The organism is Deltaproteobacteria bacterium (assembly GCA_016210045.1).
Taxonomy (GTDB): Bacteria; UBA10199; UBA10199.
Map to the genome: position 1 here is coordinate 90,050 of JACQUX010000023.1, position 16,095 is coordinate 106,144.

10 protein-coding genes are annotated in these 16,095 nt (G+C 60.5%); 5 read left to right on the forward strand and 5 right to left on the reverse strand.

Annotated elements, in window-relative coordinates; all coding sequences use genetic code 11:
- The first annotated feature begins 6 nt into the window (after nucleotides 1–6).
- The 3 genes from HY696_07580 to HY696_07590 all read left to right on the forward strand — a co-directional run bounded on the left by HY696_07580 (nucleotide 7) and on the right by HY696_07590 (nucleotide 7,425).
- Nucleotides 7–2,553, forward strand: a complete 2,547-nt coding sequence (locus HY696_07580; GenBank protein ID MBI4238259.1) for a leucine--tRNA ligase — start codon at nucleotides 7–9, stop codon at nucleotides 2,551–2,553.
- Nucleotides 2,550–3,563: a DNA polymerase III subunit delta gene (holA, locus tag HY696_07585; protein MBI4238260.1), complete on the forward strand. Its 1,014-nt coding sequence runs from the start codon at nucleotides 2,550–2,552 to the stop codon at nucleotides 3,561–3,563. Before HY696_07580 ends, holA begins: the two co-directional genes overlap by 4 nt.
- Before the next feature lie 244 nt (nucleotides 3,564–3,807).
- Nucleotides 3,808–7,425 (forward strand): hypothetical protein, encoded by a 3,618-nt coding sequence (locus HY696_07590; protein ID MBI4238261.1) that lies wholly within the window; start codon nucleotides 3,808–3,810, stop codon nucleotides 7,423–7,425.
- A gap of 11 nt (nucleotides 7,426–7,436) precedes the next feature.
- On the opposite strand, the gene rpsT is transcribed toward HY696_07590, so the two are convergent.
- Nucleotides 7,437–7,742: a 30S ribosomal protein S20 gene (gene rpsT, locus HY696_07595; protein MBI4238262.1), complete on the reverse strand. Its 306-nt coding sequence runs from the start codon at nucleotides 7,740–7,742 to the stop codon at nucleotides 7,437–7,439.
- Nucleotides 7,743–7,862: 120 nt separating this feature from the next.
- Between rpsT and murJ the strand changes: the two genes are divergently transcribed.
- Entirely contained in the window at nucleotides 7,863–9,431 is a 1,569-nt protein-coding gene (gene murJ / locus HY696_07600; GenBank protein ID MBI4238263.1) for a murein biosynthesis integral membrane protein MurJ, read from the forward strand.
- Here murJ and HY696_07605 read toward each other — a convergent pair.
- Complete coding sequence (locus HY696_07605) at nucleotides 9,428–10,156, reverse strand: hypothetical protein (GenBank protein ID MBI4238264.1); 729 nt, start codon at nucleotides 10,154–10,156, stop codon at nucleotides 9,428–9,430. The two genes, murJ and HY696_07605, sit on opposite strands and share 4 nt — an antisense overlap.
- 649 nt (nucleotides 10,157–10,805) lie before the next feature.
- On the opposite strand from HY696_07605, the gene HY696_07610 reads away from it, so the two are divergent.
- The gene (locus HY696_07610) at nucleotides 10,806–11,315 is read left to right on the forward strand and encodes a hypothetical protein (GenBank protein ID MBI4238265.1); all 510 of its coding nucleotides are present in this window, start codon (nucleotides 10,806–10,808) and stop codon (nucleotides 11,313–11,315) included.
- Here the strand turns inward: HY696_07610 and HY696_07615 are convergent.
- The 3 genes from HY696_07615 to HY696_07625 are packed head-to-tail and all read right to left on the reverse strand — an operon-like array spanning nucleotide 11,305 to nucleotide 15,939.
- Entirely contained in the window at nucleotides 11,305–14,361 is a 3,057-nt protein-coding gene (locus tag HY696_07615; protein ID MBI4238266.1) for a protein kinase, read from the reverse strand. The genes HY696_07610 and HY696_07615 overlap by 11 nt on opposite strands.
- A gap of 11 nt (nucleotides 14,362–14,372) precedes the next feature.
- Nucleotides 14,373–15,335 (reverse strand): response regulator, encoded by a 963-nt coding sequence (locus HY696_07620; protein ID MBI4238267.1) that lies wholly within the window; start codon nucleotides 15,333–15,335, stop codon nucleotides 14,373–14,375.
- 10 nt (nucleotides 15,336–15,345) lie between these two features.
- Nucleotides 15,346–15,939 carry a hypothetical protein gene (locus tag HY696_07625; protein MBI4238268.1) on the reverse strand — a complete coding sequence of 198 codons (594 nt, stop codon included), beginning with the start codon at nucleotides 15,937–15,939 and terminating at the stop codon, nucleotides 15,346–15,348.
- Nucleotides 15,940–16,095 lie beyond the last annotated feature (156 nt).

The window sequence follows — 16,095 nt, forward strand, 5'->3', positions numbered from 1 at the left end:
ATCGCTATGCAGCACCAGTACAATCCACATGCGATCGAAGCGAAATGGCAGGCCTATTGGGAGGCGCACCAGACGTTTCGCACCCCGACCGATCCCGCGTTGCTGCGGCAACGCCCGAAATATTACATCCTCGATATGTTTCCGTATCCATCCGCAGCGGGACTGCACGTCGGGCATCCGGAAGGATATACCGCAACCGACGTGATCGCGCGGATGAAGCGGATGCAAGGCTTCAATGTTTTGCACCCGATGGGCTGGGACGCCTTCGGGTTGCCGGCGGAACGGGCCGCAGTACGCGAGAATCAGCATCCGGCGACGATCACGCAGCGCAACGTGGACAACTTCCGCCGCCAAATCAAACGCCTCGGATTCAGTTACGACTGGTCGCGCGAAGTCAGCACGGCGGATCCCGCGTATTACCGCTGGACGCAGTGGATCTTCCTGAAACTCTACGAGCGCGGACTCGCGTATATGGCCGAAGTCCCGGTCAATTGGTGTCCGGCGTTGGGGACCGTGTTGGCGAACGAAGAAGTAAAAGATGGTCGCTATGTCGAAACGGGCGATCCGGTCGAGCGACAACTGATGCAGCAGTGGATGCTCAAGATCACGGTCTACGCCGAGCGGTTGTTGGCGGACTTAGGCGAAGTCGATTGGCCCGAGGGCGTGAAGGAGATGCAGCGCAACTGGATCGGGAAATCGATCGGCGCCGACATCACGTTTACGATTGCGGATACGCCGCACACCTTTACGGTCTTTACGACGCGGCCCGATACGTTGTTCGGCTGCACGTATTGCGTGCTGGCGCCGGAACATCCGTTGGTGGCGCAAGTGACGACGCCGGCACAATGCAGCGCCGTCGAGGCGTACGTGGCGGCGAGTCGGCAGAAGACCGACTTGCAGCGCACGGATTTAGCGCGTGACAAGACTGGCGTCTTTACTGGCGCGTATGCCGTGCATCCGGTGACAGGAGCGCCGCTCCCGTTGTGGGTCGCCGATTATGTGCTGCTGAGTTACGGGAGTGGCGCGATCATGGCGGTCCCGGCGCACGACGATCGCGATCACGCGTTCGCGACCCGCTTTGGCTTGCCGATCGTCGAAGTGATCACCGGCGGCAAGCAATCGGTGCAGGAGGCTGCGCATCCGGGCGACGGGGTCGCGATCCATTCCCAATTCCTCGACGGTCTGCCGGTCGCGGCTGCGCAACAAAAAATGATCGAATGGTTGGAGGCGCATCGCAAGGGGCAGGCACGCGTCCACTATCGGCTGCGCGATTGGCTCTTTTCCCGCCAACGCTATTGGGGCGAACCGTTTCCGATCCTGCACGCTGCCGACGGCACTTTGATTCCGGTCGCCCCGGAGGATTTGCCGGTCGCGTTGCCGCCGGTCGACGAATATCGGCCCACGGCGGACGGCCAACCGCCGCTGGCCCGCGCGGATGGCGCGTGGCGCCAAGTCGCGCTGCCGGATGGTCGCGTCGCTTTGCGCGAAACGAACACGATGCCGCAATGGGCCGGCTCGTGTTGGTACTATCTCCGCTTCCTTGATCCGCAGAATACGTCGGCGCCGTGGTCGGCGGAGGCCGAGCAATATTGGATGCCGGTGGATTTGTATGTCGGCGGAGTGGAGCACGCAGTGTTGCATTTGTTGTACGCACGTTTTTGGCACAAGGTCTTGTACGATTGCGGTCTGGTCCACACCAAAGAGCCGTTTCAGAAATTGTTCAATCAAGGGATGATCCTCGCGTACAGCTATCGCGACGCGAAGGGGAAATATTATCATCCACGTGACGTGGAGCAGCGCGACAATCGCCCGGTATTGCGCACGTCCGGCGAGCCGCTGGAGGCGCAAATCGAAAAGATGTCGAAGTCGAAGCAAAACGTCGTCAGTCCGGATGAAGTGATCGACCAATACGGCGCGGACGCGATGCGACTGTACGAACTCTTTATGGGGCCGTTGGAACAAGTGAAGCCGTGGCAGATGGACGGCGTCGAAGGCGTGAATCGATTTCTCGGACGCGTCTGGCGGTTGATCGTGGATGAACGGACCGGTGCACTGGCCGAACGGCTCGTCGATTCCCCGAGTGCAAGCGCACCGGCGTTGTGGAAAGTGTTGCACCAAACGATCCAAAAGGTCACGGACGATACGGCGCAGCTCCGCTTCAATACCGCGATCGCGCAAATGATGATCTTCCTGAATGCCGCGAGCGGCGTGGAACGGATTCCGCGCGAGATCGCGAAAGACTTTGTTCGGTTGGTCGCGCCGTATGCGCCGCATCTGGCGGAAGAGTTGTGGGAACGTTTGGGCGAGGCGACGTCGATCGCGCACGCCCCGTGGCCGGTGTCGGATGCGGCGCTCTGCGCCGACGAACGGATGACGATCGTGGTGCAAGTGAACGGGCGGCGGCGCGACGCGATTGCCGTGGAAAAGACCGCGACCGCGGACGACGTCCGACGGCTCGCGATGACCGAAAAAGTCACACTCGCTATCGGCGGAGCGGCGATCGCACGCGTGGTGTATGTGCCGAACCGCATCGTCAATATTGTGCTGCAATGATCACGCTCTCGGAACTCGATCAACAATTACGACGTGGCGACATTGCGCCGCTCTATCTCGTCGTCGGCGCGGAGGCGTATTTGCGCCGAACCGCCGTGCAGCGGATTGCGCAAGCCTTGGCGAAGGCGGCGGGGAGCGTCGTCACGCCGCAACGCTTCGACGCGAGCGCGTTGACGGCGACGGAGCTGGTGGCGCGGGCGCAGAGCGACGACTTGTTCGCGGCGCGCCAACTGTTGGTGGTGCAGGGCGGGGAAGTGTGGAAAAGCGAAGCGTGGGAGGCGTTGGCGACGTGGCGGCAACACCCGAGTCCGGTGGCCGTGCTGATCGTGCAGGCCGAAAAGCTCGACCAACGGGGCGCGGCCGTGAAGCGGCTGATGGCGAGTGCGTGCGTGATCGAATGCAAGTCACTGTATCCGAATCAAGTGCCCGATTGGGTGCGAATCGAATGTCAGCGGCGCGGCAAACCGATCAGCCAAGATGCGGCGCGGCTGTTGGCCGATGTGGTCGGGACCGAGCTCGGCGCGCTCGATCAAGCGCTCGAGAAATTGTTCCTCTATTGTGGCGACAAGCAATTGATCGAGGCGACGAGTGTCGAGGCGGTGATCCTCGAGACCTCGCAGCGGACCGTTTTCGAATTCGCCGCCGCCGTCGGGGCCGGTGAACCGACGGCGGCGTGCCATTTGTTGGAGCGGCTGCTGAGCGGCGGCGAGAGTCCCGTCATGTTGCTGAGCATGTTGGCGCGCCATTGGCGTCTGCTGGTGCGGGCGCGCGCGTGGCAAGAGCAGGGTGGGAAGGACAAGGCCCCGCTCGCCCAGACATTGAAGGTGCATCCGTTTTTTGTCCAAGAATATGCACGCCAAGCCGCGCAACGGCCATTGCCTGCCCTGGCACGCGGACTGCGCCAGATCGCCGCGACCGATCGCGCGCTCAAACGCACCCGCACTCCAGGCCGGAGCGTGCTGACCCACTGCGTGTTGGCGTTGAGTGGGAAGGAAAGTCCCGCACTGTGAGAATGCTTCAAGCCGCTTCGTCGATTGTATAATTCGGAAACATGATGACGGGAGGGTGGCCCTTCAGCGCTTCAGCGCGCAAGCAACTTTTTGCGCGAAGCGCCGATTAGGTGCGGGGAAGAGGTGTTGTGATATGGGCCCAAAATTGTCACCGCTCAGGCCGGTCGGCCCCGTGGCGGATTACACCAGGGCGGCACTTTCACGGCTCGCGCCCATTGGTTCATGGTTGGATGGAGTTGGCGTCGTGCGCCACCCACGACAGCTGCCGGCTGCCTGGCGAACGACTCCGAGTGCTCGCCCCCCGTTTTTACTACCACGACGGATTCGGCGTGGGCTTGGCGCCGGATGGCAACTGATCACCACCCAGGCGTCACCATTATTCCCTGGGACATGTCGTTACCTACTGCCGCCGGAACCGGTGTTAGCCGCGGTGCTCGATGCCACCGTATACAGCGCCCTCCTCGCCACAGGTATTGTGACCCATCCGCGCGAGACACTCCTGCCGGTGGGTTTTTGCCTGCAGCGGCAATCGGCAGTTGACCAGCTATACGCTTTACTCCATGCCTATTGTCCCATTCCATTGAGCAGCGATCAGTGGGCGGACACCCCCACGATCGATGGGGGATTGCTCATTAATGTCGACGGAACCACATTCATTCTCCATCAGGAAGCGCTCGCATATTCTGAACTCTCGCCGTCGGATTTGGAGGCCTTTGCGCGACTTGGACTCATTGCCGTTCGGCGCGCGACGCGCACGCTTACGGCACCCGCTCCGCAAGTGGCATTTCAAAGGCGGCCCAGGGCGCGCGAGTCATTGGATCTTGAAACATTCGCCATTGCTGTGATCGAACGTTGGAGTGCGAACCCCATCCTGCCCGTGGTTCCGGAAGCGGTGATTGCATCACCGCAGTGCCAAACCTATCCGCAATTATGTGCGTGGCTCATGGAGCATCGGGCGTGGCTTGAATGCCAAGAGGTGGAGCGCATGCGGTCGCTGCTCCGTCAGTTGGAGGTCGCCGACGCGACCAGCCAACAACAAGGAATTCTCGATCAAGTCGCCGGGTTGATGGCCGAAGTGGCTGTTCGCCCAATATTGGTGCGGGCTTTCCAAGCCTGTCTGCGGAGAGATCCGAATGCCATTCTCTTGCTGAGTCATCAAATTGCCGACGCCGCAGGGCAGCTCGTCTCCGATGCCGTGATAGTTTCACTGACGACCGATCAAGATGGGGCGCTATTATTGCTGCTGCATACAATTTATGAAATCACCCTAGCGATCGAAAAGAGCGACTACTGTTCCCTCCAACTTCGGCGCGCGCGCGATGATCGTTACCAAGAGGGGTTGTATATTCGGAACGATCATGATGCGGGCTGTTTAGTCCCGGTCCGTTTAGCACCAGATACGGCCTTAGGATTGGAGTTACACGTCGTGCCGGATGACACAGCGGCGACCATCCGCTCGATTATCACTGATTGTCGAGCGCGCGCGGTCACGCGTTTCAGGACGCTCGAATGGGGCATCAAGCGAACGGTCGTCACTCAAGGAGGCCACCAAGCGCCAGCAGCCTTACGGCCCACCATTCTCCTGAGTGAGTTCACCAGCGATACGTTTAACGATTGGGCGCGCCAGATAGGCAGCGATACGGTGGTCTTCTGGGGAGGTCTCGACCCGGGTGGTTCCCTCACCGGGTTCGCCGTGGGTGTCGCCGCACCGGCCGCATTATCTTCAGGGCACTTTGCCGTCACTATGGTCCGTGATAGCGACCGTGCATGGCGTGTCACCGATGCCATCGGCGCGCATCTTCCAAGGCTCATTCCCTTGCTGCGCCGCATTCCCGATCTCAAGGTCCCCTCCGCTGAATGGTTGGGGCGCGGACGTGTGAAGGCGCTGAGTGCGGTGGTCTCCATCGATCAGTCGCCATTATTCGCCGTGGAGGATTTGGAACGATGGGCCGGTCGGGAGGAATGGGATAGTCGCCGACTTGTGGTCACTGGGAATCTAGAATCCGATGGCCGCATCGTCCATTTTGCCGTTTCAACGACCGTTCCGGTCACGTTGCCAGAGGCTTATTTTCAGATTACCTGCGAGCGAGATGAAACAGGGACATGGCAGGTGCGTGCTGTGGGTGGCCATCATGTCGATGCAATCGTTCAAGCACTGCGGGCGATCCCGAGGCTCAAGGTGCCTTCTAATGAATGGCTCTCTCGTGCGATGCGATACACGTTCAGCCAGGTGACTTCGGTCGCCACACTCGCTCGATTGACCACAGCCTCTTTTGCCCAATGGGCCGACGAATGGGGAACTCCCATCGTGACACTGGTCGGCATCGTGAATGGAACCAGGATCACCGGCTTTGCCATTAATCCACGGGACCGAGTGGAGGGCAGTTCGCAAATCGTCCTAACGCCGTTGCCTTCCGGTGCGTGGGAAGTTCTCTCGGTCCAGGGGCATGCTCTACCGATCATCGTCCCGGTATTGCGCCAGATCCCGGGTGTCCAGGTCCCTTCGAATGAATGGTTATCGCGCTCGCTGCCGTACACCTTGAGTGCCATCACTTCAACCGATGCCGTAGCCGCGCTGACCACAGGCCGACTGGAGCAATGGGAGCGGGAATGGAGTAGCCCTCGCATTGTGCTGAGCGGCTGTATACGCGGTACAACAGGGATCGCGGCATTTCGTGTGACAGCGAGTATCCCAGCCGATTTACCACACTCCTATTTCTGTATCGTTCTGGTCCATGATCACGACACTGGTTGGAGAATGGTACAGGCGACCACTGGCAGCATACAACTGCTCGCCGCGTTACGCAGCATTCCAGATCTCGAGGTGCCGCAAGATACATGGCTTTCGGTTGAGGCGGGCGCAGCGATTACCCGATTTGATCCTGGATCCAATGCATTCCGGCCACTGGGTATTGAGTCCCTTGCAGCACTCGCACAAGTGACTCCGGCACAACTCACGCAATGGGCCCACCAATGGGGCAGTCGCAGTCTGGTGATCAGCGGTGGGCGTGTGAGTAAATCGGGGCGCGTCGACCGTCTCTTGCTCCATCCCTCTCTTCCCAGCGAACTCCCCGACAATGGCTTTACGGTGACGCTTGAACAAGACGGAGAAGAGCGCTGGCACGTGCGGGCGGCCGCTGGACATAGCGTGCGTAAAGTCCTCGCCGTGTTTCAAAGCCGCGTGGAGATCAGTGTTCCCAGCAACGAACTGCTCTTTCGCGATCATCGCCAATCGTTCAGCGCATTCAATACCGTGGAAGCGTGGGCCCACTTGAACGGCACGCATCTGGATCGATGGGCAGACGATTTGGAAAGTCATACGCTGGTCGTTCGCGGCCAATATGCCGCAACAAACCAGAAGATCAGTGGACTCACGATTATGCCAAACACTGCGGTCGCACTATTGCGAGGGTATTTTTCACTGACATTCCAGCGGGGACCAGATGGTCGATGGTGTCTGATGGATGTTGATGGACGGGGATTGCCACCCATCCTGAAGACCCTCCGCGATGCTGGAAACGTGCTCGTGCGTTCAGACGAGTGGCTGGGCCGCCATTTCACGAGACCCTTAAGTGCAGTGACAACTATTGAGAAACTGCGCAACGTCACACCGGGTATGCTCGATTGTTGGGCAGAGGAGTGGGGAACCGACGCACTGTTTCTGAGCGGTATGCTCCGGAAACGTGTGACTGTTGGAAGTTTCAAAGTTGGTACCATATCGCCAGCTGCTGCGGCGGAAATTTATTGCTTCATCGTGCTGCTGACGCGCGCCAATGGAGGTTGGTGTTTCAAGGTCCGAGGTCTACACACCGCACTCATGCGTGACGTATTTTCCGCAGCGGGATATGTATACAATGAGTGAAGAATGAATTGTTACGCCGCCAATTTGTTGACGGCGGTCGTTAGGCGCGAGATTTGGCGGGCGGCGCGGGGCTTGGGGATGACGCCGCGGCGGGCCGTTTGGGCGATGACCGGAATGGCGGCCTTAAGGGCCGTTTTGGCGTCCGTCAATTGTTTTCCGCCGACGGCGACGCGGACGGCCTTCACGGCCTCGCGCAGCACCTTCATATATTTCCGATTATAGCGGCGTCGATTTTCGCTCTGCCGCGCCCGCTTGATCGCGGAGGCGTGCCGACCGGTATGGAGCTTCTTCTTTTGTCCTGCCGTCTTGCCTGCCATAGTGATGACCTCTGTTTCTGACGCGTTAAATACTCGGGCGCCGCTACCATGGCGGAAAGAGCCTTGTCAAGGCGGATGGCCCGCGCTACAGACCCTCCGCCCATGGCCCCACCCCCCCCTGTGCCCCCGCTTCGTGATGACCGCCATGCCATCGGTCGGCGCGCGGCGGTGTTCGGCGGCTTCACGTTGCTGAGCCGGATCGCCGGCTTGGCCCGCGATATGGCGATCGCCGCGTGTCTGGGGACCCGTTTCAACGCCGATGCCTTTTACGTCGCCTTTCGCATTCCCAATCTGTTGCGCCGTCTGTTGGCCGAGGGGGCCATGACGATGGCGTTTGTCCCGATTTACGCCTCGTATCGGCGCCAATCCGCAGCGGAGGCGCATCGCGCGGCCAGTGTCATCCTGACCAGTCTCTTGACCTTACTCCTGTTGCTGCTGCTGGGCGGCGTCGTGGCCGCGCCGTGGCTCGTGCGACTGATCGCGACCGGATTTATCCATGACCCGGTGAAATTCGAACTGACGGTTGCACTCACGCGCGTGATGTTTCCGTATCTGCTCTGCGTCAGCGTGATGGCGTTGCTGATGGGAATGTTGCAAGTGGAGCGGCATTTCACGGCCCCGGCCGCAGCGCCAATTTTCCTGAACTTGATGATGATCGCCGCCGCCGTCTGGTTGGCGCCGTATTTTACTGAGCCGGCTTATGCGTTGGCGATTGGGGTGGTGGCGGGCGGTCTGGCCCAGTTAGCAGTGCAACTGCCGCCGCTCTGGCGACGGCATATCGTGCCGGGACTCTCGTTCGCGTGGCGCCATCCGGCGTTGCGCCAACTGATCCGCGTAATGATTCCATCACTCTACGGTGGCGCAGTCTATCAGCTGAACGTGCTGATGATCACGTTGTTGGCCTCGTTCCTGGCGGAAGGGAGCGTTTCGTATCTTTGGTATGCCGACCGGATCACCGAATTTCCGCTCGGGATTTTTGCCGTGGCGCTGGCCACCGTGACGTTGCCGACCCTCTCCGATCAACAGAACGCGCGCGATTTGACCGCGTTTAAGGAGACGGTCAACTTGAGTTTGCGGATTGCGTTGGCGGAGGCGATCCCAGCGGCCGTCGGACTGATCCTGCTGGCGCGTCCGATCGTGCGGCTGTTGTTCGAGCGCGGGGCATTTTCCGCAGCCTCGACCGACGGGACGGTCGCCGCGCTGTATGGCTTCGCGGTCGGCATTCCGTTTGTCAGCGCGGTGCGCAATATCGTCCCCGCCTTTTACGCGATGCAACGTCCGCGCGCGCCGGTGTGGGCCGCAACCGTGGGACTTGTGACGAACGGCGTGGCCGCGCTCGTACTGATGCGCTGGCGACAACATCAAGGGTTGGCGTTGGCGATGGCGGTTTCATCGGCGGCGCAACTCGGCTTCCTCGGGTGGTGGCTGCGGCGCTTGATCGGCCCGTTCGGAGGGCGACGGCTGCTACGCGGCGCGATCGGTAGCTGCGCCGCGACGCTGTGCATGGCCGGCGTAGTGTGGGGGCTGGCGTGTGGGATTGCGTTGACGGATGTGACTTCGCGGAGCCGTTTGTTCGGCGGTGTCAGTCTGTGTATCGCGCTCGGTGCGCTGACTTACCTGTTGGGCCTGCGCTGGCTGGCGCGGGAAGAATATCGCCATTGCGTGGCGATGTTCTGTCGCCGCCGTTAAGACTTTGGGATGGACGGCATGGGGTGAAACCCACTCCCTTGAGGGACGGCGCGTGGTTCAGCCTGCGGCGGTGCCATCGGCTGCGGGACTGGGGTTTGTTCCACCCGAGGTTTCAGCAAGTCTTCCGGCGACAGGAAGCTCTTCTTTGGTTCCGCCTGGGGCGTGCTACAGTCGCATGCGCCATAGCTGCAGCTACAGGGACAGCGCCGATGGACCGGCAGGAGTGATTTTCCGGCACAGACGTATTCTTTGACCATGTACAGATTGATATCCGGATCGTTCTTGCACTCGTCAGGGTAGACGTCGCAGTTGCCTGCTTTATCGATAGCAATGACGTATCCCGCTTGAAAGAAGCGAAGCATGTCGTCGGGTACTGCACCCTGAGGTACAGACGGATGGACTTCTTCGCAGCCTGACGGGGGATTGCCCAGATGGTTGACGTCGCCGGCGATCTTATATTGTTGCTCTATGAAGGCTGCGCAAAGATTCTTCTTATGCGCCTCCGTCATGCCAGTCGGAAAGTTCTTAACAGACAATTGATTCTCTGCAGTCCAGTCATACCGTGCCGCATCTTTGGCCTCATTACTCGCCCTGTCCGGGACCGCCGAAGGGACGCCGGCCGCGCAGGCCGGTTGGGCGATCTGGACCGGAGCAGGACCGTAGCTGATGAACAGCCCGGCGAGGAACGTTGCGATCGCGGTCTTGGTTATAGTCCATGGTTGCATAGTCCACCTCCGTTGTGTCCCCAGTGGTAGAGCAATGGCTGTGCCAGAGACCGCGTGGGGCGTGGGCTGGCGGATAGGGTGTTGAAATGGAATTGTTTTTGTCCTGTTTTGGGCGGTGTGAGATGGATAGCGGTGCAGCGCCGATTTGAGAATGACTGGTTGCGGCGCCATTATTGTGACAGAAAATAAGGAAGTCAGGCCGACTCGGACCCTCACCCCCCGCCTGCGGCGGAACCCTCTCCCCGTCGGGGCGAGGGGAAAATAAGGAAGTCAGGCCGACTCAGGCAACTTTTTTCGTCGGCTGCCGAATAAAGGGATGTCTATGCTCCGCCCGGTGCCTACAGGCCGTTTGAATCGTTCAGTGGTGTGGGGGGCAGGCGCCGCGAGGCCGGAGGCCCGCTTCGTAGGGCGCAGGAGGGAAGGGTCAACCCTTCCCCCCCGCAACAGCGGGTCCCCCCTATCCCAGCGCCCTACGAAGCGGGCCTCCGGCCTCGCTCCTGCGTCTCACAGTCGTTGGTCGAGTCCCGTGCCTCACTGCAAGGAAAGACGTGCGCTGCCCATCGCGCCAAATTTGGCGTTGTCTCCTCTTGTCGTCTTAGGCCTCCTCTTTTGCCTCGGGTGTGAAGTGGGGGAGGGGCGGAGTGCGGATGTGGTGGATAGTGGGGATCTGGGAGCGGACGTGGCGACGGGGGATGCGGATGGGATGGCGCGTAGTGGCGCGGCGGTCTTTCGGGCCGAAGTGGGGATTTGGTATCCGGGGACGTTGTGTCCGTTTGATTGTTTTGGCGAGCCGCTCGTACAAGGGAAGATGTCCCGAGAGTTGACGATTGCGGAGCTGCAGCTTGATGGCGCGGGTGCCGCAGCGTCGGGGATTTGCGATGCCTCGGGATGCCGTTTGGATATGGCGGCATTGTGGGAGCTGTTTACTCAAGTAAAGTCTGATCAAGTGACCGTGACGTTTGTCGGTGACGCACAGTGGCCGAAAGAAGTGCTGGGAGTTCCACTCACGTTCCAACGGAATCCGGAGGCGCCAACGATTTGGAAACGACCATTCTCGCAGATCGTGATTGATGAAGCGAATGCTCGCATCCGGATCCAATTCGTCGAACTCGGGGTGAAACTGTGTGGCGCCACGTACTCCGCTTCGATTACGCCATAAGGTGTTGTCCGGCATCCAAGTGATATTCAGCGCGCGTATTGTCGTGCGTAGTTTGAAACAACGCTCCCAATAGAGTGTGCGCTTGGGCACGTAGCCGGATGGTGTCGGGTGCCGGTTCAAGGCTGCATTGGGTCAACGCCAGTGCGAGAAAGAGTGCGTGTTCGGCATCCGCGGCGTGGCCCAGCGCGCGGTGACACTGCCCGAGACCCAGCGCCACACGAGCGCGCTGCAAGGTGTCTTGGTGGGCTGCGGCGAGTGCGACCGCGCGTTCTAACCAGAGGACTCCGCTGGCCCAATCCTGCACGGCGATCGCTAACATTCCCCGTTCTTCGGCGGCCGCGCGGCTGGTCTCGCTGTCGGCCCATTGGGTGGCATGTGCGAACGTGGCTTCCAACGTCTGTGCGGCTGCAGTAGCGTCGTGTTGGGCGCGCAGGATCCGGCCCTGCAGCAGTCGCGCCCGTCCAAGCATCCGTTGTTGGCCGGTCTCCGTGTAGCGCGCAATCTCCTGTTGGAGCTTTGCGAGCGCGTCGGCATGGCGGCCGTGGCGAAAATAGGCCTCTGCCAGTGCGTTGTTGGTGATTGTCAGTTGTGCGTCGGTGGCGATGGATGCGGCGCGTGCGGCCGTGCGTTCGAATATCGCAATCGCGCTTTCGTGCCGGCCACTCTCCATATCCACGCGGGCGCGATAATTCTCGCAACGGATGGCGTGGACTTCGTCTTCCAACGCGTCGGTGGTGAGGGCATGCGCCAATTTGAACGCGGCGCCGGCCGCCAGTAAGTCGTGTTTGCGCATCGCGGTCAGGCCGAGGTCTTCGTAGACCCGCATCATGCGCAACCGAGAACGTTCATCGTCGGCCATCGAGGATTGGAGGGTTTGATAGAGTTCTTCGGCACGAGTCGTGTGGCCGCTTTCGCGATGGGCATGGGCGAGCCACAGCGTCAATTCAAGCGCCGCGGGCGATCCTTCCGGAAAGGCTGTGGCCTGTTGCAGCGCAGTGAGGGTCTGAATCGCGTCGCGGAACGCGGTCTGCGCCAGTTGGGCTTGGGCTAATGTAAAGAGGGCGCAGTCGGCGGCATCGGCGCCGGTGCCGCGCGTGCGGTGCGCATAGAGCCGTTCCAGCGTCATGTCGCCGTCGTGGATCAGGAGCTCCGTGATACGGTCATGCAATGCGGCGCGCGCGGTGGGATCGAGATGTCGATAGAGGAGTTGTTGTTTGGTGCGGCTGCGGAATCGATAGTGTTGGGTCAGCGGATCATAGCTGACCCATTGCTGTTGCACCAGATGCGTGAGCTGTTCCGTGGTCGGTTCCACGGTCGCTGTGTGTTGCCAGTGCCACTTCGCGATCGGTTGTTGCCAGACGGCCAGCGTGTGCAGCAGTTGCTGCTCCGTCGTGGAGAGCGCTTGCAGTTCCTGCAACAAACAGCTTTCGATTGTCTTCGGCATCGCCAGATCGTCCAACAGGGTGGCGAGGCGCGTGGCGCCGTCCGGTGTGGTCAGTGCGGCGAGGGGCGCGGCGCGTGCTTCGAGTTGTTTCAAGAGTTCTGTCGTGAAGAGCGGATTGCCTTCCGTGTGTTGATAGAGGGCGTGGCAGAACAGGGCCGGCAACGTGGGGTGCTCCAACAGCCCGGCGGCGAATGGTGGGAACGTATCCGGTGTCAAGTTGTGTAATGCGAGCGTGTGGACCGCTTCTTTCGGCAGCGGGAACGTCTGGTCGATCATCGCGGCCGTCTGCGCGTCAGCGGCCGACGCGATCACGATCAGGGTCCGGGCCGGGACGCCGATGGCCAGCTGCGTATGCGTGGCGGTCGCCAGCGATTGCAGTCCGGAAATGATTTCGACGGCCTGTTGTTCGCGAATGACCGCGTCGATGTCGTCGAGAAACAGCGCGACCGGGGTATGCGGATCTTCTTGCGCCGCATCCATCGCGGCCAGCCAATGGAGTCGGGCCGTGATATCGGCGTGATCGAATGTGTGCGTGGCGAAGCCGCGGAGTTGCGCCGCGAACTTAATTTCTCGGAGGAGTCGCGTTTTTCCCGTTCCGGCGCCGCCGGCAATCCAGAGCAGCGCTGGGCGATCCAATCGGCTTTCAAACGCGGCGTCGATGTGGGCTCTGGTCGTGACGAGTTCGTCGTCGCGGCCCACGAATCCGCATTCCCAAATGCGGGGCTGTCCGCTTGGTGCGGTCGCCTCGCGGTAATCGTGCCCGCTCTGTGCTGTCAAGGTTTCTAGGACCTGTGCTGCCGAACTGAAACGCGCCTCGACCTGTTTGCAGAGGAGACGATGGATGATTGCCTCCAGATAGGGTGGAATTTCCGGGCAGAGCGAACGGAGCGGCGGCGGAGTGAGCAATAAGTGGCGTTGAAACGTTTCCTCCCGCGTCGCCGCGCGGAATGGGTTATGGCGGGCGAGTGCAAAATACATCAGGACGCCGAATGAATAGAGATCCGCGCGGTGGTCCGGTCCCGCGCGCTGGATCATTTCCGGCGCAATATAACTGGGTGTGCCGACTAAGTGGTGTTGCACGCCGACGGCCGCGAGGCCGAAATCGATGACCTTGACGATTTGCGTCGTCGTCGTTTCCGCTCCTTCCGCCGTGCCTTGGGCCACGAGGACGTTTTGCGGTTTGATGTCGAAATGGTGGATGCCGCGGTCGTGCAAGTACTGCAGCGCGCGTAGTCCTTGGGCAAAGAGTTGTTCGCACTGTTGCGGCGTGCGGTCTTCCACCGCATGGTAGAAGTCGGTTCCTTCGACGAATTCCGAAGTAAAGAAGAAGCCGCCGGTGTCGTCGTCTTGGCCGAAATCGTAGACACGCGTGATATGCGGATGATGCAATTTCGTCAGGGTGGCGAATTCCGTCTTGAACGATGCAATTGCGGAGGCCTTGCTGGGGTGGGCGATTAAGTACTTCATTGCCAAATGCTCATTGAGCATTGCGTCGTGGGCGAGGTAGACGCTGCCCATCGCGCCACTGCCCAATGGTCGTTCGATTAAATAGCGGCCGTTGACGACTTCTCCCACTCCACGTTGTCGTGCGCCGAAGGCCATGGTGACTCGATTCAGATTTGGCCACGATGGAGCAGCTCGAGAAAAATCGCCAGCAGCTGCGGGTTCCATTGCCCTTTTGGGAGTTCGTCTGTGAAGACGCGCAGTGCCCGTTCCGGGCCGAGGCTTTGGCGGTAGGGACGATTCGAGGTCATCGCGTCGTAGGCGTCGGCGATCGACGTGATCATCCCGGCCACCGGGATGTGATCGGCGGCGAGCGCGTCGGGATAGCCTTGGCCGTCGAAGCGTTCGTGGTGGTGGCGGATGCAGCCCAAGCACGGCTGCAGCGAAGTACACGGGCTGCAGATCTCGAAACCGCGCACCGGATGGGTTTTGACGTGATCCATTTCTTCCGCCGTCAACGCGCCGGGTTTGGCGAGCACGGCGTCGCGCACGCCGATCTTGCCGATGTCGTGGAGTAGCGCTCCGCGTCGAATTTGTTCGATCTCGTCCGCCGGAAGTCCCACGGCCGTCGCCAACGTCGTGGCGTAGCGGGCTACACGCTCCGAATGGCCGCGCGTGTAGGGGTCTTTGGCGTCGAGCGCGGCGGCCAAACTGAAGAGAATATTTTCCGTCCGCTCCAAGTCGTCGTGCATCGCCTTCAATTTCAGCAATGAACGAATGCGGGTCGTGAGTTCGATCTTGTTAAACGGCTTCACCAGAAAATCGTCCGCGCCGAGTTCGATCGCTTTCAATTTGTCGTCGAGTTCCTGCAACGCTGTAATGATGATGACCGGAATGAATTGGGTGCGCGGATCTTCCTTGACCGTTTTGCAGACTTCGTAGCCGCTGACTTTCGGCATCATCAGGTCGAGCAGCACCAAGTCTGGCGGGTGACGCACGATCTTTGCCAACGCCTCCTCGCCGTCGTAAGCCACATCGAGTTCATACGGAAATGCGCGCAGCTGGGCGCGAATGAGTTCCACATTCACTTTGTTGTCGTCGACGATCAGGATGCGGGCATTCAGTTTAGGCATAAAGGTCGGTTCAGAAGTGAAACGCCACACTGCCGGAGGCCGTGACTGGGAACAGGCCGCTGCCGTTGTTGGCGCCGGAGAGGGATTGGATCATGCCGATCGAATGGAACGTGGCGCCGATATTGGCGGAGACGGCCGGCGTGAAATACAGATCGACGCCGACGCCGGCGTTGGCACCCAAGCCCATCGCGAGCGTGCCGTTGTCGGCGGAGCCTTCGGAGGTCATGAAAAATCCGATGCCGAGCAGCGCGTAGGGATCGATGCGGCCGCTCGACTTGACGAAGTAATATTTGAAATCGACGGTCGGGATCGCAAAGAAAAGGATGTCGTTGTCGCCGGCTTGCGGGCCTTTGCCGCCTTCCGTCGTGACGTCAATACCGAATTGGGTCGAGATTTGCGGCGCCCAACGATAGTCGAAATAGACATGGCCGCCGAACCCGGGCGAGAGTTGCGGTGTGCCGTCGATCAAAAAGAAATGCCCAGTCGGTCCCAATCCCACCGACATATTCTCCGCCCATGCGATGGTCGGAATGATGACTGCAAGACACACACTAAGAACCCATCGCGCCACTGACATGCCGTTCTCATAAACGATGTATGCCATGACTGCAAGACACGACTCACTCGGGTGTGTTAGTAAAATCGATTTCGGTGTGCGGGCGCAGCGAGGCGGGGAGCCCGCTCCGCAGGGCGCAGGAGGGAAGGGTCAACCCTTCCCCCCCGCAACAGCGGGTCCCCCCTATCCCAGCGCCCTACGGAG